The 25,179-nt window shown below is 66.7% G+C and carries 23 protein-coding genes and 1 pseudogene; 21 read left to right on the forward strand and 3 right to left on the reverse strand.

Features of this window, described 5'->3' with window-relative positions:
• Positions 1-89: 89 nt before the first annotated feature.
• Together dnaE and QQK63_RS02690 are read left to right on the forward strand one after the other, a co-directional pair.
• A complete protein-coding gene (gene dnaE, locus QQK63_RS02685) occupies positions 90-3,608 on the forward strand; it encodes a DNA polymerase III subunit alpha (RefSeq protein ID WP_277826741.1) in 3,519 nt (1,172 codons plus the stop codon).
• A gap of 57 nt (positions 3,609-3,665) precedes the next feature.
• On the forward strand, positions 3,666-4,880 hold the full coding sequence (locus tag QQK63_RS02690; protein ID WP_277826744.1) for an MFS transporter: 1,215 nt from the start codon (positions 3,666-3,668) through the stop codon (positions 4,878-4,880).
• A 92-nt stretch (positions 4,881-4,972) separates the two neighbouring features.
• Here QQK63_RS02690 and QQK63_RS02695 read toward each other — a convergent pair whose 3' ends face one another.
• A complete protein-coding gene (locus QQK63_RS02695) occupies positions 4,973-5,176 on the reverse strand; it encodes a SlyX family protein (protein WP_277826746.1) in 204 nt (67 codons plus the stop codon).
• Positions 5,177-5,290: 114 nt separating this feature from the next.
• Here QQK63_RS02695 and hisS point away from each other — a divergent pair, with 114 nt between their 5' ends.
• The 3 genes from hisS to hisG are packed head-to-tail and all read left to right on the forward strand — an operon-like array spanning position 5,291 to position 8,594.
• Entirely contained in the window at positions 5,291-6,769 is a 1,479-nt protein-coding gene (gene hisS / locus QQK63_RS02700) for a histidine--tRNA ligase (RefSeq protein WP_277826749.1), read from the forward strand.
• 14 nt (positions 6,770-6,783) lie between these two features.
• On the forward strand, positions 6,784-7,905 hold the full coding sequence (locus QQK63_RS02705; protein ID WP_277827794.1) for an ATP phosphoribosyltransferase regulatory subunit: 1,122 nt from the start codon (positions 6,784-6,786) through the stop codon (positions 7,903-7,905).
• Complete coding sequence (gene hisG, locus QQK63_RS02710) at positions 7,902-8,594, forward strand: ATP phosphoribosyltransferase (RefSeq protein WP_277826751.1); 693 nt, start codon at positions 7,902-7,904, stop codon at positions 8,592-8,594. Before QQK63_RS02705 ends, hisG begins: the two co-directional genes overlap by 4 nt.
• A gap of 65 nt (positions 8,595-8,659) precedes the next feature.
• Here hisG and QQK63_RS02715 read toward each other — a convergent pair whose 3' ends face one another.
• Positions 8,660-9,097 (reverse strand): DUF1489 family protein, encoded by a 438-nt coding sequence (locus QQK63_RS02715; protein ID WP_277826753.1) that lies wholly within the window; start codon positions 9,095-9,097, stop codon positions 8,660-8,662.
• A 119-nt stretch (positions 9,098-9,216) separates the two neighbouring features.
• Between QQK63_RS02715 and QQK63_RS02720 the strand changes: the two genes are divergently transcribed.
• The 8 genes from QQK63_RS02720 to QQK63_RS02755 all read left to right on the forward strand — a co-directional run bounded on the left by QQK63_RS02720 (position 9,217) and on the right by QQK63_RS02755 (position 19,091).
• Positions 9,217-11,490, forward strand: a complete 2,274-nt coding sequence (locus QQK63_RS02720) for an adenosylcobalamin-dependent ribonucleoside-diphosphate reductase (RefSeq protein ID WP_277826756.1) — start codon at positions 9,217-9,219, stop codon at positions 11,488-11,490.
• A gap of 90 nt (positions 11,491-11,580) precedes the next feature.
• On the forward strand, positions 11,581-12,570 hold the full coding sequence (locus QQK63_RS02725; protein ID WP_277826758.1) for a lipid A-modifier LpxR family protein: 990 nt from the start codon (positions 11,581-11,583) through the stop codon (positions 12,568-12,570).
• A gap of 115 nt (positions 12,571-12,685) precedes the next feature.
• Positions 12,686-13,765 (forward strand): Hint domain-containing protein, encoded by a 1,080-nt coding sequence (locus QQK63_RS02730; RefSeq protein ID WP_277826760.1) that lies wholly within the window; start codon positions 12,686-12,688, stop codon positions 13,763-13,765.
• Between the two features lie 175 nt (positions 13,766-13,940).
• The gene (gene rpsD, locus QQK63_RS02735; RefSeq protein WP_277826763.1) at positions 13,941-14,561 is read left to right on the forward strand and encodes a 30S ribosomal protein S4; all 621 of its coding nucleotides are present in this window, start codon (positions 13,941-13,943) and stop codon (positions 14,559-14,561) included.
• Positions 14,562-14,671: 110 nt separating this feature from the next.
• Entirely contained in the window at positions 14,672-16,093 is a 1,422-nt protein-coding gene (locus tag QQK63_RS02740) for a homospermidine synthase (protein ID WP_277826765.1), read from the forward strand.
• A gap of 253 nt (positions 16,094-16,346) precedes the next feature.
• Positions 16,347-17,594 carry an MFS transporter gene (locus QQK63_RS02745; RefSeq protein WP_277826767.1) on the forward strand — a complete coding sequence of 416 codons (1,248 nt, stop codon included), beginning with the start codon at positions 16,347-16,349 and terminating at the stop codon, positions 17,592-17,594.
• Between the two features lie 182 nt (positions 17,595-17,776).
• The gene (locus QQK63_RS02750) at positions 17,777-18,640 is read left to right on the forward strand and encodes a 50S ribosomal protein L11 methyltransferase (protein WP_277826769.1); all 864 of its coding nucleotides are present in this window, start codon (positions 17,777-17,779) and stop codon (positions 18,638-18,640) included.
• Positions 18,641-18,728: 88 nt separating this feature from the next.
• Positions 18,729-19,091, forward strand: coding sequence for a hypothetical protein (locus QQK63_RS02755; RefSeq protein ID WP_277826771.1), 363 nt, complete (start codon positions 18,729-18,731; stop codon positions 19,089-19,091).
• Positions 19,092-19,162: 71 nt separating this feature from the next.
• Here QQK63_RS02755 and QQK63_RS02760 read toward each other — a convergent pair whose 3' ends face one another.
• Complete coding sequence (locus tag QQK63_RS02760; RefSeq protein ID WP_277826773.1) at positions 19,163-19,369, reverse strand: DUF1127 domain-containing protein; 207 nt, start codon at positions 19,367-19,369, stop codon at positions 19,163-19,165.
• 385 nt (positions 19,370-19,754) lie between these two features.
• On the opposite strand from QQK63_RS02760, the gene ruvC reads away from it, so the two are divergent.
• The 8 genes and pseudogenes from ruvC to QQK63_RS02800 all read left to right on the forward strand — a co-directional run.
• The gene (gene ruvC, locus QQK63_RS02765) at positions 19,755-20,258 is read left to right on the forward strand and encodes a crossover junction endodeoxyribonuclease RuvC (protein ID WP_277826775.1); all 504 of its coding nucleotides are present in this window, start codon (positions 19,755-19,757) and stop codon (positions 20,256-20,258) included.
• Positions 20,255-20,929, forward strand: coding sequence for a Holliday junction branch migration protein RuvA (gene ruvA, locus QQK63_RS02770; protein ID WP_277826777.1), 675 nt, complete (start codon positions 20,255-20,257; stop codon positions 20,927-20,929). The genes ruvC and ruvA overlap by 4 nt, the downstream gene beginning before the upstream one ends.
• A 42-nt stretch (positions 20,930-20,971) precedes the next feature.
• Complete coding sequence (gene ruvB / locus QQK63_RS02775; RefSeq protein ID WP_277826779.1) at positions 20,972-22,000, forward strand: Holliday junction branch migration DNA helicase RuvB; 1,029 nt, start codon at positions 20,972-20,974, stop codon at positions 21,998-22,000.
• 121 nt (positions 22,001-22,121) lie between these two features.
• Complete coding sequence (locus QQK63_RS02780; protein ID WP_277826781.1) at positions 22,122-22,775, forward strand: hypothetical protein; 654 nt, start codon at positions 22,122-22,124, stop codon at positions 22,773-22,775.
• Positions 22,772-23,182 carry a tol-pal system-associated acyl-CoA thioesterase gene (gene ybgC, locus QQK63_RS02785; RefSeq protein WP_277826783.1) on the forward strand — a complete coding sequence of 137 codons (411 nt, stop codon included), beginning with the start codon at positions 22,772-22,774 and terminating at the stop codon, positions 23,180-23,182. Before QQK63_RS02780 ends, ybgC begins: the two co-directional genes overlap by 4 nt.
• A gap of 109 nt (positions 23,183-23,291) precedes the next feature.
• Positions 23,292-23,984, forward strand: coding sequence for a protein TolQ (gene tolQ / locus QQK63_RS02790; protein ID WP_277826786.1), 693 nt, complete (start codon positions 23,292-23,294; stop codon positions 23,982-23,984).
• On the forward strand, positions 23,984-24,457 hold the full coding sequence (gene tolR, locus QQK63_RS02795; protein ID WP_277826788.1) for a protein TolR: 474 nt from the start codon (positions 23,984-23,986) through the stop codon (positions 24,455-24,457). Before tolQ ends, tolR begins: the two co-directional genes overlap by 1 nt.
• A 16-nt stretch (positions 24,458-24,473) precedes the next feature.
• A pseudogene (locus QQK63_RS02800) lies at positions 24,474-25,179 on the forward strand (cell envelope biogenesis protein TolA); the annotation flags it as partial.

The raw sequence follows: 25,179 nt of genomic DNA on the forward strand, positions 1-25,179 counted from the left end.
CTGCCGTCACGCCCGATCTGTCGCATGTGTCCACAAGATACCGGGCCATGGCGCTGGAACGCCGCTATCCCTTGCGCTAGCCTGCGCTTATGGCCGCCCCGCGATTCATCCATCTTCGCCTGCACACCGAGTATTCGTTGCTCGAAGGTGCAATGCGCGTGAAGAAACTGCCGGGCATGGTGGCCGAGGCGGGAATGCCCGCCGTCGCCGTCACCGACACGAACAACATGTTCTGCGCGCTCGAATTTTCGGAAACCGCCGCCAAGGCGGGGGTGCAGCCCATCCTCGGCTGCCAGATCGATGTCGAATATGACCCTGTCCGCCCCGGCGAACGCCCCGTGCCGCCCGCGGCCTTGGTTCTTCTGGTGCAGAACCGGCAGGGCTACGAAAACCTGATGAAGCTCAACTCCGCGCTTTACCTGCGCGGCGACGGCAGCCTGCCCCATGTCACGCTCGATGAACTGGCCGCCCATGGCGCGGGCCTGATCTGTCTGACGGGCGGGCCTGACGGCGCGCTCGGGCGGCTTTTGCAGACCGGCAACACCGCCAAGGCCGAGGCGCTTTTGACCCGGTTGGAGGCGATCTACGGCGACAGGCTTTACCTCGAATTGCAGCGCCATCCGGGCGAGGGCGGCCTGCCGCAGGCCGAACGCCTCACCGAACGTCCCACCATCGAACTGGCCTATGCCCGCGACCTGCCGCTGGTCGCCACCAATGACGTCTACTTTCCGAAGGCCAAGATGTTCGAGGCCCATGACGCGATGATCTGCATCGCCCAAGGCGCCTATGTCGACCAATCCGAGCCGCGCCGCCGCCTGACGCCCCAGCACCATTTCAAATCGCCCGAGGAAATGGCGGCGCTCTTTGCCGATCTGCCCGAGGCGCTGGAAAACACGGTCGAGATCGCGCGCCGCTGCGCCTATCGTGCGCGCACCCACCCCCCGATCCTGCCGCGCTTTGCCGAAGACGAGGTCGAGGAATTGCGCCGTCAGTCCCGCGCGGGGCTGGAGGCGCGGCTGGCCGTCATCCCCCATGCCGCCCCGGTCGAGGAGTATCACAAGCGCCTCGATTTCGAACTGGGCATCATCGAGCGGATGGGGTTCCCCGGCTATTTCCTGATCGTGGCCGATTTCATCAAATGGGCCAAGGATCAGGATATTCCCGTGGGCCCCGGGCGCGGATCGGGCGCAGGCAGCCTTGTGGCCTATGCGCTGACGATCACCGACCTTGACCCCCTGCGCTACTCGCTTCTGTTCGAGCGCTTCCTGAACCCCGAGCGGGTGTCCATGCCCGACTTCGACATCGACTTCTGCATGGATCGCCGCGAAGAGGTGATCCGCTACGTGCAGGAAAAATACGGCCGCGACCGGGTGGGGCAGATCATCACCTTCGGTGCGCTTTTGTCCAAGGCCGCCGTCCGCGACGTGGGCCGCGTGCTTCAGATGCCTTTTGGCCAGGTCGACCGCCTGTCCAAGATGATCCCGGTCGAAGGCGTCAAGCCCGTCTCCATCACGCAGGCCGTGGCGCAGGAAGAACGCATCCGCGACGAGATGCGCGAAAGCGAGCAGGACAAGCGCGAGGGGCGCACGAACCCGGTCCGGCGCCTTTTCGACTATGCCGAACAGATCGAGGGGCTGCTCCGTAACGCCTCGACCCATGCCGCGGGCGTGGTCATCGGCGACCGCCCGCTCGATGAGCTTGTCCCCATCTACCGCGACCCACGCTCGGACATGCCCGCCACCCAGTTCAACATGAAATGGGTGGAACCCGCCGGTCTGGTGAAATTCGACTTCCTCGGCCTGAAAACCCTGACGGTCGTCCAGAACGCCATCGACCTCATCCATGCCTCGGGCCGCCAGCTGCACGAAGCCCCCGATGGCACCCGCCTCTACGACCCAGCACCGGGGGCGGAAAACCAGATCAACGCGATCCCCTTGGACGACGCGAAAACCTACGAGCTTTATGCCAGCGCCAAGACGGTCGCGGTCTTCCAGGTGGAAAGTTCGGGGATGATGGATGCGCTCCGGCGCATGAAACCCACCTGCATCGAGGATATCGTGGCGCTTGTGGCGCTCTACCGTCCCGGCCCGATGGAGAACATCCCGACCTATTGCGAGGTCAAGAACGGGCTCAGACCGCTCGAATCCATCCACCCCTCGATCGACCATATCCTCAAGGAAACCCAAGGGATCATCGTCTACCAGGAACAGGTGATGGAAATCGCCCAGGTCATGGCGGGCTACAGCCTTGGCGGGGCCGACCTCCTGCGCCGCGCCATGGGCAAGAAGATCGCCGAGGAAATGGCCAAGGAGCGGCCGAAGTTCATCGAAGGCGCGACCGCCAACGGCGTGAGCCATGAAAAAGCGGGCGAGGTGTTCGACCTGCTCGAGAAATTCGCCAATTATGGCTTCAACAAATCCCACGCTGCCGCCTATGCGGTCGTCAGCTACCAGACCGCGTGGCTCAAGGCGAACCACCCGGTCGAATTCATGGCCGCCGTCATGAATTGCGATATCCACCTCACCGACAAGCTGGGCGTCTATCGGCAAGAGGTCGCGCGGCTGGGCATCGAGGTCATCGCGCCCTGCGTCAACCGCTCCGCCCCCACCTTCACCGTCGAGAACGGCAAGATCCTTTACGCGCTGGGCGCGCTCAAGAACGTGGGCGTCGACGCGATGCGCCTGATCCATGAGGCAAGAGGGGCAAAACCCTTCGTCTCGCTCTTCGATTTCGCCCGCCGCGTCGATCTCAAGCGCGTGGGCAAGCGCAGCCTCGAAATGCTGGCCCGCGCGGGTGCCTTCGACACGCTCGACCGCAACCGCGCCCGCGTCTTTGCCGCGCTCGATGCGCTCACCGCATGGTCGGCGGCGGTCCATGACGCGGCCGCCTCCAACCAGGTGAGCCTCTTCGGCGCGGCGGGCGAGGATTTGCCCGAACCCCGCCTGCCCGATCCCGACGATTGGCTCCCCGCCGAACGTCTGGCGGGCGAACACCAGGCCATCGGCTTTTACCTCTCCGGCCATCCGCTCGACGATTACCTCCCCGCGCTCCGCCGCAAGGGTGTCCAGACCTTGGCCGAGGTCGAACAAAAGGTGCAGGGCGGGGCCTTCGTCGCCAAGATGGCCGGCGCCGTTTCCTCGAAACAGGAACGCAAAAGCCAAAAGGGCAACCGCTTCGCCTTCGTCGCGCTCTCCGATCCCACCGGCCTTTACGAAGTCACCCTGTTCTCCGACGTTCTCGACGTGGCCCGCCCCCATCTCGAGACGGGCATGAACGTGATCTTGCAGGTCGAGGCGACCTTCGAGGCCGATCAGCTGAAACTGCTGTGCCGCCGCGTCGAGCCCATCGACAGCGCCGTGGCTTCCGAGACCACCGGCCTGCGCGTCTTCGTCGAGGGGGAAACGGGCATCGCCTCCGTCCGCTCCCTTCTGACCCGCATGGCCCAAGAGGCGTCGCGCAGCGCGCGGGGGCCGATACACCTGTGTCTCCTCCACCCCGACCTGCCCGGCGAGGTCGAGATGGTTCTGGGCGATGCCTTCCCCGTCTCCCCCCAGATCAAGGGCGCCCTGCGCTCCATGGAGGGCGTGGTGACCGTGGAAGAGGTCTGAGCGAAAGCGCCACCTTTCCGCTTCCCTCCAAGAAACTTCCGCCCTAGCGTCGCGCCCATGTCACCCCTCGACAGTCGCGCCTCCTGGATCCGTCTTGCCCTCTCGCTGATGATCTCGCTCGTCGGCAATGTCGGCATGTGGGCGATCATCGTGATCTTGCCTGCCGTGCAGGCCGAATTCGGCACCGAACGGGCGGCCGCGTCGATCCCCTACACGCTCACCATGCTGGGCTTTGCCTTGGGCAATTTCGTGATCGGCCGCGCCGTTGACCGCTATGGCGTCGCCCGTTCGCTTGCCGCCTCGGCGCTTCTGATGGCCGCGGCCTATGCGGCGGCGGCGGCCTCTGCCAACATCGCGACGCTCTCGGCGCTGCAATTCCTGATCGGTTTCGGCACCGCCACCAGCTTCGGCCCCCTCATCGCCGATGTCAGCCAATGGTTTCTCAAACGCCGGGGCATCGCGGTGGCGATCATCGCCTCGGGCAATTACCTTTCGGGTGCGATCTGGCCGCTCATCTTGGCCGATATCCTCGCAGGGCCCGGCTGGCGCACGGCCTATCTGGTCATCGCCGCCGCCACCCTCGCGCTCATGCTGCCCGCTACATGGCTCCTGCGCAAACCCTTGCCCGATGGCGCGCTGGCCGCCTCCGAGACCGCCGCCGCCGCCCGCGCCCGTGAAACGGGCCTCAGCCCCCGCACGCTCACGTGGCTTCTGGCGGCGGCAGGCATCGGGTGCTGCGTCGCCATGTCCATGCCGCAGGTCCATATCGTCGCCTATTGCACCGATCTGGGCTACGGCCCCGCCGTGGGGGCCGAGATGCTTTCGCTCATGCTTCTGGGCGGCGTCGCCTCGCGCCTTCTCTCCGGGGTGCTGGCCGATCGGCTGGGCGGGGTGATGACGCTCCTGATCGGCTCGACGCTCCAGATGCTCGCGCTGATGCTCTACCTGCCGACCACGGGCCTGACGTCGCTCTACCTCGTCTCGCTCATCTTCGGCCTGTCGCAAGGCGGCATCGTACCCAGCTACGCGATCATCGTCCGCGAATATCTCCCCGCGCGCGAGGCCGGCGCCCGCGTGGGCTTCGTCATCATGGCGACGATCCTCGGCATGGCGCTGGGCGGCTGGCTCTCGGGGCTGATCTATGACCTCACCGGCTCCTACCGCTGGGCCTTCCTCAACGGCATCGCCTTCAACGCCCTGAATGTCGGGATCATGCTGATGATCCTGATGCGCTCCCGCCCGCGCAGCCCCCGCATGGCCCAAGCCGCGTAACCCAAAAAAAGGTTAACGGCCCCCCTTCATCTTGGCCAAAAAACTCCGGGGGAGGCCGCAGGCCGGGGGCAGAGCCCCCAGAAACAACCGCCTCACCAATGCGGCGGCTTCTGATCAGCAAGCGGAATGGTCCCGCCCTGGTCCGCCTCGCGCTCGGCCTCCCGCATCATCAGCATCTCGACCCGCCGGGTCAGCCGCGCGATCTCGGCATCTTGCCGTGCGACCACCTCCGACAGATCCTCGGCCACCCGCTCCAGATGCGCCATCCGTTCTTCCAGTCTCGTGGCATCCGTCATGACCGGCCCCTTCTGCGCCCAATTCCCCACAGGCCTTGCCCGCTCGCCGCCTTGCCGTCAACGCCCCCACGGGCTAGAGGGGGCGCGACCCCGATCAGAGGCTTGCCCGCAGCCATGGCCAAAGAGAAAAAACACCCCCGCCCCAAGGCCGAGACGCCCAAAGGCTTCCGCGATTATTTCGGCGCCGAGGTGACGGAACGCCAGCACATGCTGGAAAAGATCGCCGAGGTTTACCGCCTGCACGGCTTCGACCCGTTGGAGACGTCCGCCGTCGAAACGGTCGAGGCATTGGGCAAATTCCTCCCCGATGTCGACCGCCCGAACGAAGGCGTCTTCGCCTTCGAAGAGGACGACACCTGGCTCGCGCTCCGCTACGACCTGACGGCCCCCTTGGCGCGGGTCGCGGCCCAATACCGCAACGATCTGCCCTTCCCCTATCGCCGCTACGCGATGGGCCCGGTCTGGCGGAACGAGAAACCGGGGCCGGGCCGGTTCCGCCAATTCTATCAATGCGATGCCGATACGGTCGGCGCGCCGTCGGTCGCCGCCGATGCCGAGATCTGCGGGATGCTGGCCGATACGCTCGAGGCCGTGGGCATCCCGCGCGGCGATTACATCGTGCGGGTGAACAACCGCAAAGTCCTGAACGGCGTGCTCGAGGTCGCGGGCCTGTCGGGCGAGGACAAGGAAGCCGAACGCGGCATCGTCCTGCGCGCCATCGACAAGCTGGACCGTCTGGGTACACAGGGCGTGCGCGCGCTTCTGGGCAAGGGCCGCGAGGATGAAAGCGGCGATTTCACCAAGGGCGCGGGGCTGGGCGAGGCTCAGGCCGATGTGATCATGGGCTTCATGGACGCCAAACGCGCCGATGGGCCGGCGACTGTTGCGCGCCTGCGCGAATTGGTGGCCGGCTCCGCCATCGGCCTCGAGGGCGTGACTGAGCTTGAAACCATCGCCGACCTCCTCGCCGCCCAAGGCTACGGCCCCGACCGCATCGTCATCGACCCCTCGGTCGTCCGGGGCCTCGGCTACTACACCGGCCCGGTCTTCGAGGCCGAACTGACCTTCGAAATCCTCGACGAAAAGGGCCGTCCCCGCCAATTCGGCTCGGTGGCGGGCGGCGGGCGCTATGACGATCTGGTCAAGCGCTTCACGGGGCAGGAGGTTCCGGCCACGGGCGTTTCCATCGGCGTCGACCGCCTTCTGGCCGCGCTGCGCGCCAAGGGGCGGCTCACCGGCGAAACCCCCGGCCCCGTCATCGTCACCGTCATGGACCGCGACCGCATGGCCGAGTATCAGGCCATGGCCGCGACGCTTCGCCAGGCGGGCATCCGGGCCGAGGTCTATCTGGGCAACCCCAAGAACTTCGGCAATCAGCTCAAATACGCCGACAAGCGAAGGTCCCCCGTCGCCGTGATCCAAGGCGGTGACGAGGCCGCGCGCGGCGTCGTGCAGCTCAAGGACCTGATCCTCGGCGCGAAACTGGCCGAGGAAGCGACGCTCGAGGAATGGAAATCCCAGCCCGCCCAGATCGAGGTGCCGCTGTCGGATCTTGCAGAAGAAACTCGCAAGCTTCTGGGCCGCCACCAGTGACCGACACCGGGACCATGGACACGGCCAAGACCGATAAAGCCAGCATCAGGGCCGAGGCCGCCCGCCTTTTGGCGGCCTTCGAGGCGGCGGGGGCCGTGCCCGTCGAAACCGACCTTTTGCAACCGGCCGGAACGCTCCTCGACCTTTATGGCGAGGATATTCGCGCGCGCGCCTACGTCACCCATGACCCCGACCGGGGCGAGATGATGCTGCGCCCCGATTTCACCGTCCCCGTGGTCCAGCGCCACATGGCAAACGGGGCCGATCCCGCCCGCTACGCCTACATGGGCGAGGTCTTCCGCACCCAACCCGCAGGGGCGCGGCGCCCCTCGGAATATCTTCAGGTCGGCTACGAGGTCTTTGACCGCGCCGATCCCGTCGGCGCCGATGCCGAGGTTTTCGCGCTCTTCTCCCGCCTTCTCGCCCCCCACGGCTTGCGCGCGGTGACGGGCGATATCGGCCTGCTCCTTGCCGCCATCGACACGCTGTCGACCACGGCAGCGCGCAAGGCGGCGCTGCGCCGCCACATCTGGCGGCCCCGCCGCTTCCGCGCCCTGATCGACCGGTTCACGAACCGCACGGCCCAATCGCCCGCCCGCGCCAGCCTGATCGAGGCCGCGGTGGGGCAGGGGGCGGACAGCCTCATCGCCGCCGCCGGTCCCGAGATCGGATTGCGGTCCGCGGCCGAAATCGCGGCCCGCATCGACACGCTGATCGCAGATGCCGCAGCCCCGCCCATTCCGGCCCCCGAGGCCGAGGTTCTGGCCACGATCCTGTCGCTGAAAGCGCACTTGCCCGAGGCCTGCGAACATCTGCGTGATCTGTGCGTCGACATGCCCGGGCTTGTCCCCGCCGTCGACCGTTTCGCGGCCCGGATCGATGCGCTCGCCAAGGCGGGCGTTGGGGTCGACACGATCCCGTTCGAGGCCAGCTATGGCCGTTCGACGATGGAATATTACGACGGTTTCGTCTTCGGCTTTCTCGCCCCCTCCCGCCCCGACCTGCCGCCTGCCGCGACGGGCGGGCGCTACGATGCACTCACCCGCATCCTCGGCGCGGGCCGCGAGATCCCGGCCGTGGGCGGCGTGATCCGCCCCGAGGTTCTGGCCCGTGCGGCCCAAGGGGGGCGGCCATGACCATCCGGCTCGGCGTGCCCTCCAAGGGGCGGTTGATGGACAAGACCTTCGCATGGTTCGCCGATCGCGGCATCGACATGCGGCGCAGCGGGTCCGACCGCGAATATGCCGCCGAGGTCGCGGGTGCCGATGTCGAACTGATGCTGCTGTCGGCGGGCGAGATCCCGCGCGAACTGGCGGCGGGCCGCATCCACCTCGGCGTTACCGGCTCCGATCTGGTGCAGGAACGCATCCCCGCCTGGGATCAGGCGGTCGAAATCGTGGCCCCCATGGGCTTTGGCCATGCCGATCTGGTGATCGCCGTGCCGAAGGTCTGGGTCGATGTGGCCACGCTGGACGATCTCGATGCCGTCGCCGCCGCCTTCCGCGCACGCCACGGCTTCCGTCTGCGGATCGCCACGAAATACCACCGGCTCGTGCGCGATTTCCTGCGCGATGCAGGCGTCGCCGATTACCAGCTCGTCGACAGCCAGGGCGCGACCGAAGGGACCGTCGCCCATGGCAATGCCGAAGCCATCGCCGACATCACCTCCACCGGCGAGACGCTGCGCGCCAACCACCTGCGCATCCTCGACGATGGCCTGATCCACCGCTCCGAGGCGACGCTGTTCCGCGCGCGCGGCGCGGAATGGGGCGATGCCGAACGCGCCGCGCTCAAGGATCTGGTGGCGCGCATCGGGGTGGCGTGAAACCGCACGACCGTTGCCCAGAACCGGGCACCGGTTCTCCGCCTCTCGAAAATGCGGACAAAGGGCTATAGAACCCCGATTTCGGCCAGCGCGTTCTGCAGGCTTTGCGGCAGCGCTTCTTCGCTCTCGCGGCCCTTGGGCAGATCGCGCGGCGCATCCTCGGGCGTCAGGTAGCGCCATCCTTGGAACGGGCGCTTGGGGCTTGCCGCCACCCGCACCACCTCGGGGTCCAGAACGATCCCGCAGCGCAGGATCCCGTCGCCTCCCGTCACCTCGTCCAGCCGCAAGATGCGCTGGCGGCACAGCACAAGGCCCTTGAATACCCAATAAAGCGAACCGCCGTTCAGCACCTCGTCCACGCGTTTGGGAAACATCCGCGTGACATGGCGCGGCAGCCCGTCCGGTCCCTTGGCGCGCGGATTGCGCTGCCAGTCGAGCAGATCCTCGACCGCCTCCGCGCCGACACAAAGCTTGATGATATGGGTTGTCCCCGGTTTTCCCACAGCTCTCTCCACAGAATCCCATGCCACTTCATATCGTAGTGCTGTCATTGGGATGTGCAATCTGTTGATCCGCCGCGCCTGGCGCGCTACCTTCACTGCCTGCCCAAAGGAGAGCCGCCATGACCCGTTTCGCTGCCCCCATCGCCGAACAGATCTGGGACATGAAATACCGCCTCAAGGAGGCGGACGGCACGCCGCTCGACCATTCCGTCGAAGACACGTGGCGCCGCATCGCCCGCGCGCTCGCCACCGTCGAACAGGACAAGGCAGGGTGGGAAGACCGCTTTTATGCCGCGCTCGAGGATTTCAAATACCTGCCTGCGGGCCGCATCGTGGCGGGCGCGGGCACGGGCCGGTCGGTCACGCTCTTCAACTGCTTTGTCATGGGCACGATCCCCGACAGCATGGGTGGCATCTTCGACAATCTGAAAGAGGCCGCGCTGACCATGCAGCAGGGCGGGGGGATCGGCTATGATTTCTCCACCATCCGCCCCAAGGGGGCCGAGGTGCATGGCGTCGCCGCCGATGCTTCCGGCCCGCTGTCCTTCATGGATGTCTGGGACGCGATGTGCCGCACCATCATGTCGGCGGGCTCGCGCCGCGGCGCGATGATGGCGACGCTGCGCTGCGACCATCCCGATATCGAGGCTTTCATCGACGCCAAATCCGATCCCGCGCGCCTGCGCATGTTCAACGTCTCGGTTCTCGTCACCGACGATTTCATGGAGGCCGTGGACAAGGACGGCCCGTGGGACCTGACCTTCGGCGGCCGCGTCTACCGCACGGTGCAGGCCCGCGACCTGTGGAACAAGATCATGCGCGCGACCTATGATTACGCCGAACCCGGCGTGATCTTCATCGACCGCATCAACGCCGAGAACAACCTGAACTACGCCGAGACGATCGCCGCGACCAACCCTTGCGGCGAACAGCCCCTGCCGCCCTATGGCGCTTGCCTGCTCGGGTCCATCAACCTCGCCCGTCTGGTCGAGGAGCCGTTCACCAAGGCCGCCCGGATCGACCCCGCCCGGTTGACCGATCTCGTCGCCACTTCGGTCCGCATGATGGACAATGTCGTCGACGCCTCCCGCTTTCCATTAGGGGCACAAGCGCAGGAGGCGCAGGCCAAGCGTCGGATCGGTCTGGGCGTCACGGGTCTGGCCGATGCGCTGGCCATGATCGGCCTGCGCTACGGCTCGGACGAGGCCGTGGCGCAGACGGGCGCATGGATGGAAGCCATCGCCAACGCGAGCTACCGCGCCTCCGCGCTTCTGGCCAAGGAAAAGGGCGCCTTCCCCCTCTATGACGCCGCCGCCTATGCCAAGGCCCCGATGATCACGCGGCTCTCGTCCGACGTGCAGGCGCTGATCGCCGAACACGGTCTCCGGAACGCGCTCCTGACCTCCATCGCGCCCACCGGCACGATCTCGCTTTTCGCGGGCAATGTGTCGTCGGGGATCGAACCGATCTTCGCCAATTCCTACACCCGCAAAGTGCTGCAACCCGATGGCACCCGCACCGAGGAAGAGGTGGTGGATTACGCCGTGGCCGCATGGCGCGACCGCATGGGCGACGTGCCCCTTCCCGATCATTTCGTGACCGCCCAGACGCTTGCGCCGATGGATCACGTGCGGATGCAGGCCGCGGCCCAGCCTTGGATCGACAGCTCCATCTCCAAAACCATCAACGTGCCTGCCGACATCTCCTTCGAGGATTTCAAGGATGTCTACGCGCAAGCCTATGCCACCGGCTGCAAGGGCTGCACCACCTACCGCCCCAATGACGTAACAGGCTCCGTCCTCACCGTCTCCGAGACGCAGGACAAGCCCGAAGGCCAGACCGCGACCGAGGCCGCGGGCGGCGAGATCATCTACATGTCCGAACCGCTCGACCGGCCCGCGGCGCTCGAAGGCAACACCTACAAGGTCAAATGGCCCGACAGCGAACACGCGCTCTACATCACGATCAACGACATCGTGCTTTCCGGTCACCGCCGCCCCTTCGAGGTTTTCATCAATTCCAAGAACATGGAACACTTCGCCTGGACCGTGGCGTTGACGCGGATGATCTCGGCGGTGTTCCGGCGCGGCGGCGACGTTTCCTTCGTGGTCGAAGAGCTCAAGGCCGTCTTCGACCCGCGCGGCGGGGCCTGGATGAACGGCAAATACGTGCCCTCCATCCTCGCGGCCATCGGCGGGGTGATCGAACGGCACATGGTCGCCATAGGCTTTCTCGAAGGCGAGGGGATGGGCCTCAAATCCGACCCGCAGGCGCAGGTCGTGAATCTTGGGCACAAGCCGGGGCCTGCATGCCCGTCTTGCGGGCAATACGACATGCGCATGGCCGAAGGGTGCCTCACCTGCAACAGTTGCGGCCATTCGAAATGCGCCTGAACAGCACGTCTTTGGAAAGGCGCGCAACTATTGCTAGTCTCGCCCGGTAACAGAAGGCGGGCTAACCGCCATCGGACTTGAGGCAGTCACATGGCGCAGATTTTTACCCGTTTCGGGGCGATATCCCTTGCATACTTGGCGCTGGTCGCCCCGGCGCTGGCCGAAACCCCGGCCCCCGCCGAACCGCTGTCCTACGGCGAAACCGTTCTGGCCACATCGGGCGATGCCGCCTCGGGCCGCGAGACGCTGGGCGTGGTGCGGCTGTTCACCAACGACACGCTCGCCGATCGCCGCGACCGCTGGCGCACCGGGGCCTTCTCGGTCAGCGTCTTCCGCGGCCCCGCCTGGACCGGCGCGCTCCCGACCGAGGCTTTCTCGATCCTCGAATACCGGTTCCGCGGCGAGGCGATCTCGCCCGACAACACGATCAATCCTGCCCGTGGCGACCGTCTCTATGCCGGGACGATCTGGGCCGGCGTGCATACCCATTACGACCTGCACGGGTTCGATGTCTCGGCCGGGGCCGATATCGCCATCACCGGCGAACAATCGGGGATCCGGTCGCTACAGGCCGGCATCCACGACGCGTTCTCGATGTCGCGCATCGGGGTCGAGAATTATCAGGTCGAGGATGGCGTCTACCTGCACGGCACGCTCGAGGTCGCCCGCTCCCTGCGCTGGCAGGGCGGCGAGATGCGCCCCTTCATCGAGCTTCAGGGCGGGGTCGAGAACATGGCCCGCCTCGGCTTCGACCTGACCTTCGGCTCGCTGGGGCAGGGCGGTTTCCTCGCCCGCGACCCGATCACCGGCCAACGCATCGCAGGCATCACGAATATCGCCGACGAAGGCGGCTGGTCGCTCCTTCTCGGGGCCGATACGGCATGGGTCGACAGTTCCATCTTCCTGCCCGAGGAACGCGGCTTTCTGGCCGAGGAACATCGCCATCGCGCGCGCCTTGGCGTCAATTACGGCTTTGGCCAGAGCAACCTCTTCTACGGCATCACCTGGGCCTCCGAGGAATTCGTGGGCCAGCCCGTCGGGCAAGCCATCGGATCGCTCTCCATCGATATCCGCTTCTGATATTTTGGGGGTGCCGCCCTCTCGAACGCTATACACAGCGAATCACCTCTGATATGGTGTCCGGAACAGCACGGCCGACCAACGGCCGGCTTTCATAACCTGATGAGGCAGGGTGATGGGCACGGGCTTTCGGGGCGCGTTCGTGATCTCATGGGCGCAAACCCGCGTCGAGGGATTTCCGGCGGAAGATCAGGCGGATCTGATCGCCGGCATGACATGGAGCTGGCACGGCCGGGCCCTCCCGCTCGAGGGCGATGGCGCGGCGCTCGTGCTTCCCTCCAGCCGCGATCACGATGCGATCCGTGGCCGCGCCGCCCGTGTCGTGCGCAAACTCCTCCAACGCCCCGAACCCGGCCCCGCCGAACTGGCGCTCGACGACACCGATACGCTCCTGCGCGGGGCCTTCGTCGTGTCGGACGGGGTGCGCTTTTTCACGATGGTGCCCATCCTGGTCGAAGACGGCGCAACGCCCCTGCTGATGTTCGCCGATGACGTGCCGCCGCCCGACCGCGACCTCATGGTCGTGCAATGCTCCGACCGGATGCTGCGCCCCACGCCCTCCGAACGGCCCTCGGTCATCTGCTTCACCCCCGGAACGCGCCTGCGCACCGAAAAGGGCGAGGTCGCGATCGAGGATCTGGGCCCCGAAGATCGGCTTCTGACCCGTGACAACGGCCCGCAATCCGTGCTCTGGACCGGCCACCGCCGCATGTCCGGCGCGCGCCTCTTCGCCATGCCCGAAACCCGGCCCGTCCGCATCCGCCGTGGCGCGCTGGGCGTCGACCGCCCCGAGGACGACCTGATCGTCAGCCCCGAACACCGCGTTCTGCTGCGCGGCCGCGCCGCCCGCGATCTCTGGGGCGAACCCGAGGTTCTGGTGCGCGCCGCCGACCTGGTGGGCGACCGCTACATCACCATCGACCATTCCCTGCGCGAGACATGGTACATCCACCTCATGCTCGAACGCCACGAGGTGATCTGGGCCAACGGGCTCGAGGTGGAAACCTTCCACCCCGGCTTCATGGGCCTCGAGACCCTGACGGGGATGCAGCGCGACCTGATGTTCGACCTGCGCCCCGAACTGGCCGCCAATCCCGATCTCTACGGCCCGCCGGTCCGCCGCATGGTCACCCGCGCCGAGGCCGCGATCCTTGTGGGCGGCTCGCCCGCCCTTTCGGTCACCGCACGGCATTGACACCCCGCGCGACAGCGCCTATCAGCCGCGCACGTTTCCCGGTCCGCAAGGGCCGGGTTGCTATTTTTGGTGTTGGTGGCTCCCGCAAGGGATGACCTGTCGGCCTTCGGGCAAAGGACAACGCCCTTCACAGCAGGCCTCGCACGGGGTCGGCACATCAGAAGGAGATCAGACGGTGACCAAACGCACCTCTGCCAAGTACAAGATCGACCGCCGCATGGGCGAAAACATCTGGGGCCGCCCCAAGTCCCCGGTGAACAAGCGCGACTACGGCCCGGGCCAGCACGGCCAGCGCCGCAAGGGCAAGATGTCGGACTTCGGTCTGCAGCTGCGCGCCAAGCAAAAGCTCAAGGGCTATTACGGCGACATGACGGAAAAGCAGTTCCGTCGGATCTACGCCGAAGCCGAGCGTGTGCGCGGCGACACCGGTGAAAACCTCATCGGCCTGCTGGAGCGTCGCCTCGATGCCGTGGTCTACCGCGCCAAGTTCGTGGCGACCATCTTCGCGGCCCGCCAGTTCGTGAACCACGGCCACGTGCTCGTGAACGGCCAGCGCGTGAACATCCCCTCCTACCGCGTCAAGGAAGGCGACGTGATCGAGGTGCGCCAGAAGTCCAAGCAGATGGCCGTCCTCCTCGAAGCCGTCCAGCTGGCCGAGCGTGACGTCCCCGATTACATCGAGGCCGACCATTCCAAGATGACCGCCACCTTCGTGCGGACCCCCGGTCTGGGCGATGTGCCCTACCCGGTCATGATGGAACCCAACCTCGTCATCGAATATTACGCGCAGAACTGATATCTGCCGCACGCGAATGTCACGGGGCCGTGCCACACTGGCACGGCCCTTTTCGTTTCAGAACCAGCATTCTACGATCCGCCTGTCCCGATCCCCGGCCGGAGCCCGCCATGACCCAAGCCTATCCCGTTTACGGCCGCATCGACGGCCCCATCGTGATCATCGGCTTCGGCTCGATCGGCAAGGGAACATGGCCGCTGATCGAACGCCATTTCGACTATGATGCCGACAAGCTGACAATCATCGAACCCGATCCCGGCCAGCACACTTTCCTGCGCCAGCATCGGCTGAATGTCGTCGACACCGCGCTGACCCCCGAGAATTACCGCGAGGTTCTGGGCCGCCTTCTGGAACCCGGCAAGGGGTTTTGCGTCAACCTCAGCGTCGATGTCTCCTCGCTCGACCTGATCCGGTTCTGCCGCGAATTGGGCGTGCCCTATATCGACACGGTCGTCGAACCCTGGGCGGGCTATTACTTCAACACCACCGACAATGCCGCCCGCACCAATTACGCGCTGCGACAGGCCATGCGCGACGAAAAGGCCGCCAATCCGGGTGGTTCGACTGCGATCTCCTGCTGCGGGGCCAATCCCGGCATGGTGTCATGGTTCGTCAAAGAGGCGCTTCTGACGCTCGCCCGCGATACCGGGCAGGATGCCACGCCGCCCGCCGACCGCGCAGGCTGGGCGCGGATGATGCTGGGACTGGGCGTGCAGGGCATCCATATCGCCGAACGCGACACCCAGGCCCGCCGCGTGCCGCGCCCGCGCGGCGTGTTCGTCAACACATGGTCCGTCGAAGGCTTCATCGCCGAAGGCTTCCAGCCCGCCGAGCTTGGCTGGGGCACGCATGAGCCTTGGTTCCCCGAGAACGGCCACCGCCACGAGACCGGCTGTCAGGCCGCGATCTGGCTCGAACGCCCCGGCGCCATCACCCGCGTCCACACCTGGTGTCCGACGCCGGGGCCGCAATTCGGGTTCCTCGTCACGCATAACGAGGCGATTTCCATCTCGGATTACTACACGGTCGGGGCGGGTGCCGCGCCCGAGTATCGCCCGACCTGCCATTACGCCTATCACCCCTGCGACGATGCCGTCCTGTCGTTGCACGAGATGTTCGGCTCGGGCCGCGCGCAGGAGCGTCACCACATCCTCGCCGAGGACGAGATCGTCGAGGGGATCGACGAACTGGGCGTGCTGCTCTACGGCCATGAAAAGAACGCGCTTTGGTATGGCTCGCGCCTATCCAACGACGAGGCGCGCGATCTGGCCCCCTATCAGAACGCCACGGGGCTTCAGGTGACATCGGCGGTTCTGGCCGGCATGGTCTGGGCGCTGGAAAACCCCGGCGCGGGCATTGTCGAGGCCGACGAGATGGACCACGCCCGCTGCCTTCAGGTGCAGCGCCCCTATCTCGGCCCGCTCGAAGCGCATTACACCGACTGGACCCCCCTGCAGGACCGCTGGGAATTGTTCCCCGAGGATATCGACCCCGAGGAGCCTTGGGCCTTCCGCAACGTTCTGGCCAGTTGAGCCGGAGCATGTTGCGCAAAAGTGGGAACCGGTTTTGCGCTTCTCGAACATGCGGACCTAAAAGGGTAAAGAGCGTGACGCGTGACTGCGAAGGAACGTGGCACGCGAGCGGCAAGCGGGCAGGGGGCTCTGCCCCCGACAGCCTTTGGCTGTCTCCCCCGCCGTATTTTCGGAAAGATGAAGCCGCATCTGTGCGCTTTTGCAGGGGTTCTGGCGATGGACGGCGAAAGAAAACGGGCGTAAGGCCAGCCACATGGCACTCGGCGATACACTCAGAACCGTTCCGCTGACTGACGCGGAGCGCTGGCCGATCTGGCGGCGGCCCGTGGCGCTTCTGGCGCTGATGGCCTTCGGCATGCCCATCGCCTTTGCGACCTGGTCCGCGCTTCTGAACAATTTCGTCATCGAGATGGCGGGGTTCGACGGGGCTGATATCGGCTGGCTCCATACCGTGCGCGAGATCCCCGGCTTTCTCGCCATCGGCGTCATCGCCATCATCCTGTTTGTCCGCGAACAGGTGCTGGCGCTGGTCTCCTTGGTGATGCTGGGGGTGGCCACCGCGCTCACCGCGCAATTCCCCAGCCTCGGCGGGCTTTTGTTCGTCACGCTGATCAGCTCGATCGGCTTTCATTATTACGAGACGGTGAACCAATCCCTGCAATTGCAGTGGATCGACAAGAAAAAGGCGCCCCAGACGCTGGGCTGGCTTTTGTCCATCGGGTCGGGCGCGACGCTTCTGGCCTATGGGCTGATCGTGGTGACATGGCGCGCCTATGACCTCAGCTACGATCTGGTCTATTGGGTCGCGGGCGGCACGACGGTGCTGATCGCGCTGGTGGCGTTTTTCGCCTTTCCGCAATTCGAAAGCCCCAATCCCCAGAGCAAGAAGATGGTGCTGCGCCGCCGCTACTGGCTCTACTACGCGCTGCAATTCATGTCGGGCGCGCGGCGGCAGATCTTCGTCGTTTTCGCCGCCTTCATGATGGTGGAACGCTACGGCTTCGACGTGCACCAGATCACGGCGCTGTTCATGGGGACGCTTCTGGCCAACATGATCGCGGCCCCGCTTCTGGGCGGTATCGTCGCGCGCTTCGGCGAACGGCTGGCCTTGGTGGTGGAATATGCGGGGCTGGGCGCGATCTTCCTGCTATATGCCGCGCTCTACATCTACGATTGGGGCCCGTGGATGGCAGGCGCGCTCTACGTCCTGAACCACCTGTTCTTCGCGCTGGCGCTGGCGATCAAGACCTATTTCCAGAAGATCGCGGAGCCGGGCGACATCGCCCCCACCGCCGCCGTGGCCTTCACCATCAACCACATCGCCGCCGTCTTCCTGCCCGCGGGCCTTGGCTATCTGTGGCTGACCTCGCCCACGACGGTCTTCTTCCTTGCCGCCGGCATGGCCTTTGTGTCGCTCCTGCTGTCGCTACTGGTGCCGCGCCATCCGGTGCCGGGGCATGAGACCATCCTCGCCCGCCCGCTGCCCGCCCCCGCCGAATAGGCGTCGCCTTTCAAAACGCGCGCTCCCGGGCGGCATCGTTCCTGTCCCGCCCTTCGGGCGGCATCGTTCGTGTCCCGCCCTTCGGGCGGCATCGTTCGTGTCCCGCCCTTCGGGCGGCGTTGCCAATCGCGTCCGATCCGCGTAGGCCAAATGCGATCCGCAGCAGCCTGAAAGCTCCGCCCATGCCCACCTGGACCGCCCTCACCACGCTCTCCGACAAGGCGAAGGCCGAAGCGCTCGGCGCGGCGCTGGAAGATCTGGAACCCGAACCCACCGGCGTCGGCGTGTTCGAGCTCGAGGACGGATCGGGCCTTTGGGAAGTGGGCGGCTATTTCCTCGAACAGCCCGACGACATCGCCCTGACGATCCTCGCCATGGCTCATGGCGCGCGGCCCTTTGCCGTCTCCGAGGTGCCCGAGACCGATTGGGTCGCCCATGTCCGCCGCGAATTGCACCCGGTCGAGGCCGGGCGGTTCTTCCTCTACGGGTCGCATGACGCGGACCGGCTGCCCGGGGATCGCGTGGGCCTGTTGATCGAGGCGGCGATGGCCTTCGGCACCGGCCATCACGGCACCACCAAGGGCTGTCTCGAGGCCTTCGACCGCCTGCTTGCGGCAGGGGTCACGCCCGACAAGGTCGCCGATATCGGCTGCGGCACCGCGGTTCTCGCCATCGCGGCAGCCAAGGTGCTCGAGGCGGACGTGATCGCCTCCGACATCGACCCGGTCGCGGTCGAGGTCGCCCTCGCCAATGCCGCGGCCAATGGCGTGCCGGATCTCGCCTGCGTCGAGGCGGCAGGCTTCGACCACCCCGACCTCGGCGCAGGCGCGCCCTATGACCTGATCTTCGCCAATATCCTCAAGGGCCCGCTGGTCGAGCTTGCGCCCGACATGGCGGCCCATCTCGCCCCCGCGGGCCACGTCATCCTGTCGGGCCTCCTGAACGAACAGGCCGAGGCGGTGATCGCGGCCTATACCGATGCGGGCCTTGCGCTTGTTGACCGGCGCGTGATCGGGGAATGGAGCACGCTCACCCTGCGCCGCTAAGGCTCGGCCTTAATTTCATCGCATTCGCGGCCTAACCTGCAGCCTCACGCGTGCCCATGGGCACCATGCCGCGCTGGTGGGGTCTTTGATGACAGAGGATCGCCCGGATTTTCACGCCCGCCTCGACCGGATCGAGCAGGCCCGCCGCACCCGCGCGTCGGGCGGCCATGTGCTGCGATCCGACGGGCCGCGCGTTCCCCCGAACGGCAGGATGCGCGTCCGCTTGCCGGTGCGCGGGCTCGTCTTGGCGCTGGTCATCGCCGTGCTCGTCAAGGCCTACCTTGTCTGGGTCCTCGGCCCCGACCGCTACAATCTCGAGATGGCGCGCCTGCTCGACGGCACCCGGGCCCAGCAGGCGGCCGCACATATCCTCATGCCCGACCGGCTGACGCTGCGGACGGTCACCCTCTACGACTGGATCGCGGAGCAGGTGGCGGCCCTGTGGCCCTGAGCAGCGGGCACAAGAAAAACGGCGCCGCGGACCATGTCCGGCGGCGCCCCGATCCTGTGTCGTCCGACGGATCAGTCGCGGGAATAGGTGCCGCGCGCGATATCGTCGATGTCGCCGCGCACGAGGCCGAGATCATCCAGCTCCCGGTCGGTCAGTGCCGACAGGCTCTTGCGGGTGATGCGGGCGTCATTCCACGCGGCGATCCGGCCGACCAGATCGGCCAGAAGGCGGTTGGCGCCAAAGCCGGCGCCGAGCGGGCGGTTGGTCATGATGGCCATGGGTCGTATCCTTTTGCGGGTCGCCACCCCGGGGGCGTGCTTGGGGCGACGGTGCCCAGATCTTGGGCGGTTTGAGAACAAGCGGCATCTAGAGAGCGCGAAAGCGTCACACAAGCCGCGTTTTTCGCATGGGTCACATGCGATTTCTGCATGGCGGCGAAACCCGCCTAAAGGCCCGGAATACTTGGCAAAAAATCGCTCATGAATGTCGCATTCAGACTGAGGGATGACGTATTTGGATGCCAGTTTTCCGACACTTGCAAAAACCGACATTTCCCGCGCCGAAACGGACCCCGCCCTAGGCAATGTTCGCCTTTCGTGCTAGTGATGCAGAAAGGTCGCAACAAGCGGCCATGTTCGGGCAAGGGCGGCGGGGAACAGGCGGATGCGCATCATCGGGATCGATCCGGGGCTCAGATGCCTCGGCTGGGGCGTGATCGAGGCCGATGGCCCGCGTCTGCGCCATATCGCCAATGGGCAGATCCTCAGCGGCACGGGCGATCTCGCCACGCGCCTTCTGGCGCTCCATGTCCAGCTGACCGAGATCGTGGCCCGCCACGCCCCCGAGATGGCCGCCGTCGAACAGACCTTCGTCAACCGCGACGGGGCGGGCACCCTGAAACTGGGACAGGCCCGTGGCATCGCCATGCTGGTCCCCGCGCAGGCCGGACTTCCGGTGGCCGAATACGCCCCCAACGCGGTGAAAAAGACCGTGGTCGGCGTCGGTCATGCCGAGAAACAACAGGTCGATCACATGGTGCGGATGCAATTGCCCGGCTGCGATCCCGCAGGCCCCGATGCCGCCGATGCGCTGGCCATCGCCATCTGCCACGCCTTCCACGCCCAGACCGCCGGGCGGCTGGCGCAGGCGATCGGGGCGGCGTCATGATCGGCAAGCTGACGGGCCGCGTGGATTACAAGGCGGCCGATCACGTGCTCCTCGACGTGGGCGGCGTGGGCTACACGGTGCATTGCTCCGACCGCACCTTGGCAGCGCTGCCCGGCCCCGGCCAGATGGCCGCAGTCTATACCGAATTGCTGGTGCGCGAGGATTTGTTGCAGCTTTTCGGCTTTCTCACCCCTTATGACCGCGAATGGCACCGGCTCCTGATCTCGGTGCAGGGCGTGGGCTCCAAGGCCTCCATGGCGATCCTCGGCACGCTGGGGTCCGACGGCATCGCGCGCGCCATCGCCATCGGCGATTGGGGCGCGGTCAAGGCCGCCCCCGGCGTCGGCCCGAAACTCGCGCAGCGTGTCGTCAATGAACTCAAGGACAAGGCGCCGGGCATCATGGCCTTGGGCGGCACGCTGGGGCAGGCGGCCGGCGTGATCCCCGACCCGCTGATCGACCCCGACACGCCCGAACGGCCCACGCCCGCCGCCCCGCCCAAACCTTCCTCGGGTGCCGCGCAGGCCGATGCGCTCTCCGCGCTGTCGAACCTCGGATATGCCCCGTCCGAGGCCGCCCGCGCCGTGGCCGAGGCCGCAGGAAACGATCCCGTGGCCGAGGCCCCGGCGCTGATCCGCGCCGCGCTCCGGCTTCTGGCCCCCAAGGACTGAAGGGGTGGCGCGATCCGCCCCGCTCCGCCATAGATGGCCCCGATGACCGAGCCCGATCCCACCCTGCGCCCCGCGCCCTTGCCCGAGGATGCCGACCGCGCCCTGCGCCCCCAGACGCTGTCCGATTTCATCGGTCAGGCCGAGGCGCGGGCGAACCTGTCGGTCTTTATCGAAAGCGCAAGGCGGCGGGCCGAGGCGATGGATCACGTCCTCTTCCACGGCCCGCCGGGTCTGGGCAAGACCACGCTCGCGCAGATCATGGCGCGCGAACTGGGCGTGAATTTCCGCATGACCTCGGGTCCGGTTCTGGCCCGCGCGGGCGATCTCGCCGCGATCCTCACAAATCTTGAGGCGCGCGACGTCCTCTTCATCGACGAAATCCACCGCCTCAACCCCGCCGTCGAAGAGGTGCTCTATCCCGCGCTCGAGGATTTCGAGCTGGACCTCGTGATCGGTGAAGGCCCCGCCGCCCGCACCGTCCGCATCGAATTGCAACCCTTCACACTGGTGGGCGCGACGACGCGCATGGGCCTTCTGACCACGCCGCTCCGCGACCGTTTCGGCATTCCCACCCGCCTCAATTTCTACACGACCGAGGAATTGACGCGCATCGTCGAACGCGGCGCGCGGCTTTCGGGTATTTCCTCCGACCCGGACGGCGTGGCCGAGATCGCAGCCCGCGCGCGCGGCACGCCCCGCATCGCGGGCCGGCTCCTGCGCCGGGTGATCGACTTCGCACTGGTCGAAGGCGACGGGCGACTGACCCGTGCCATCGCCGATACCGCGCTCACGCGGCTCGGCGTCGACCATCTGGGCCTCGATGGGGCCGACCGCCGCTACCTGCGCCTCATGGCCGAGAATTACGGCGGCGGCCCGGTGGGCGTCGAAACCCTGTCGGCGGCCCTGTCCGAAAGCCGCGACTCGATCGAAGAGGTGATCGAACCCTATCTCCTGCAACAGGGCCTCATCGCCCGTACCCCGCGCGGCCGGATGCTGGCGCAAAAGGGCTGGACCCATCTGGGCCTGCCCGTGCCGCCCGTGGCGGGGCAGGGGCAGGGCGATCTGTTCTGAGGGGGGGCGCCGCGATGATCCGGATCATGCCCGCCTGCCTCGCGCCTCTTGCCGCCGCGACCGACCCGATCCTGCGCGCCGCCATCGCCGCCCATCGCCCGTGAAGACCACACACGCTCCCATGATCGACACCAGCCTTTCCCCCCTGACCCCCGAGGCGATCACCGCGCTCTTCACCCGCGCCGATGGCCAATATCTCTTCGCCCGCTGGGGGCGGCCGATCGTGCCCGTCGTCTTCGGGGTGGAGGATGGCACCGTCTCCATCCTCAAGGGCGCGATCGAGGCCGTCGTGGCGCTTGCGGGTCACAAGATGGCCGAAACCGACCCCGAACTGGGCGCGAACCTCATGGTCTTTTTCCTCCGCGATTGGGACGAACTGACCGCCACCCCCAATCTCGACCGGCTCATCCCCGACCTCGCCCCCCTCGTCGACCGCCTCAAGGCGGCAGACGCCAACCAATACCGCGCCTTCCGCTTCGACCAGACCGGCGCGATCAAGGCCGCTTTCGTCTTCCTCCGCATGGATGAGGCCCTGTCGCAGGCCCCCGCCGAAACCATCGCGCTCAGCCAGGTCGTGCAGACGATCCTCCTGTGGTCCGACACGGCCTTCCTCGGGTCCTCGCCGCTTGCCATCCTCCAAGCCGGCGGTCCCGCCATCCTCAAACCCGCCATCGCCGACCTGATCCGCGCGGCCTACGATCCCGTCCTGCCCGCGCAGGCCACCGATCCCGCCCATGCGCTGCGTCTGGCCGCCCGCCTGCCGAGGCCGCAATGACCCACAGCTTCCCCCTCCGCGTCTATTACGAGGACACCGACCTCGCGGGCATCGTCTATTACGCCAATTACCTGCGCTTCATCGAACGCGCCCGCTCCGAAATGGTCCGCGCCGCGGGCATCGACCAGACTGCGCTCAAGGCTGCGGGCCTCGTCTTTGCCGTCCGACGGGTGGAGGCCGATTACCTCAGCCCCGCCCGCTTCGACGACCAGATCGAAGTCCGCACCGACCTCACCGATCTCAAGGGCGCGAGCTTCACCATGACGCAAGAGATCTGGCGCGCCGAAACACTCCTGTTCCGCGCCAGCGTCACCATCGTGATCCTGACCGAAACCGGCCGCCCCGGTCGTCTTCCGGCAGATATCCGCGCACGCGTGGCTTCCCTTGCGGCGGAAGCGGGCCACTGACGCGGAAGTGTTCGCATTCCCCCTGACAACCTGCTAAATTGAGTCCCAAATGAGGCGTGCAAAACGCCCTTGACCGCTTGAGGCTGGGGCAAAGGAACCCGACACAGATATGGAAACCGAAACGCTCGCTCTGGCGCAAGAGGCGGATTATACGCTGATTGCGCTCTTCTTCCGCGCGACCTTGATCGTGCAGCTCGTCATGCTGGGCCTGATCGCCGCCTCGATCTGGGTCTGGGCCGTCACCTTCACCAAGACGAAAATGTATCGCCGCGCGCGCGCCAACGCGACCGCCTTCGATGCCGCCTTCTGGTCCGGTGAACCGCTCGACGAGCTTTATGACCAGATGGCCGACAATCCCGGCAGCGCCTATGAACGCGTCTTCGTCGCGGGCATGACCGAATGGCGGCGTTCCTTGCGCGACGATGGCGGGCTGATCCCCGGCGTTCAGCAGCGCGTGGACCGCTCCATGGACGTGGCCATCGCCCGCGAAAGCGAACGCTGGACCCATGGCCTGAACTTCCTCGCCACCACCGGCTCGGCGGCACCCTTCGTGGGTCTCTTCGGCACCGTCTGGGGCATCATGCGCTCGTTTCAGGAAATCGCGATCTCGGGCAATACCTCGCTCGCCGTCGTCGCCCCCGGTATCGCCGAGGCGCTTTTGGCCACGGGTCTCGGCCTTCTGGCCGCCATCCCCGCCGTGATCCTCTACAACAAGCTCAGCGCCGACGCCGATAGCCTCGTGACCGGCCTTGAAGGTTTCGCCGACGAATTCTCCACCCTCCTGTCGCGGCAGCTCGACTGATGGGCGTGTCTCTGGCCACCAACAGCGGCTCGCGCCGCCGGGGCAGGGGCCGCCGTGCCAACCTGAAGCCCATGTCGGAAATCAACGTGACGCCCTTCGTGGACGTCATGCTGTGCCTCTTGATCATCTTCATGGTCGCCGCCCCCCTGATGACCGTGGGCGTTCCCATCGACCTGCCCGACACCTCCGCCGAGGCGCTTCCCGCCGAGGAGGAGGAACCGCTGACCATCACCCTCACCCCCGAGGGCGAGGTGATGATCCAGACCACCGCCGTGCCGGTCACCGACCTGATCCCCCGGCTTCAGGCCATCGCCGCCGAACGCGACTCGACCCGCGTCTTCCTGCGCGCCGACGGCACGATCCCCTACGAGGACGTGATGCGCGTCATGGGCGCGCTCAACGCCGGCGGCTTCCGCGAGATCGGGCTTGTGACCGACGCGGGCGGCCCGCGTCTCGACGGCACCGGGCAGTGAGGGGGAAGCGATCGTCATGCGCCGGTCCCTTTACGCCTCGACAGCGATCCACGCGGCGATCCTTCTTTGGGTCGCCTTCGGCGATTCGCTGTTCCGCGAAAGCGATCCGGTCCCCTTCGAGATCACCGGCGTAACCATCCTCTCCACCGCTGAATTCGAGGCGCTGACCGCAGCCGTCGAACCCACGCCCGTGGCGGTGCAGACAACCCCGCCGCCGCCGCGCCCCGTGCCGCCGCCACCCCAGCCCGAGGCGCCGCCGGAACCGCAGGCCGAGGCACCGCCGCCCGAACCCGAACCCCAGCCGGAACCGACCCCGCCGGGCGAGGTGACGGATACGATCGCGCCGCCCGCGCCGCTCTCGGGTGCGCCCGATCTGCCCCCCGATGGCCGTCCGACACCGCGCTCCGCAGACCGCGTTGCGCCGCTGCCCGCACCCGCGCCCGAGGAAGATGTCGCCGTCGCCCCCGAGGCGACGCCGGAGGCCAGCGAACCCGCCCCGGCTGAAACAGTGACCGAGGCCCAGCCCGAAGCCGCGCCCGAGGAAGCCACGACCGAAATCGTGACCGAGGCCGAAACGCCCTCCGGTGGTCCCCTCGGCCCCACGGCCTCGATCCGGCCGCCGCCGCAAACCCTCCCGCCGACAGCATCACCAGCGAGGCTGGCATCGGCAGCGCAAGACAGGACAGAAAGGTCGCCAGCGCGATCAGGCCCAGCCCGTAGGT

The sequence above is a fragment of the Roseicyclus marinus genome (assembly GCF_030163795.1).
Lineage (GTDB): Bacteria > Pseudomonadota > Alphaproteobacteria > Rhodobacterales > Rhodobacteraceae > Roseicyclus > Roseicyclus marinus.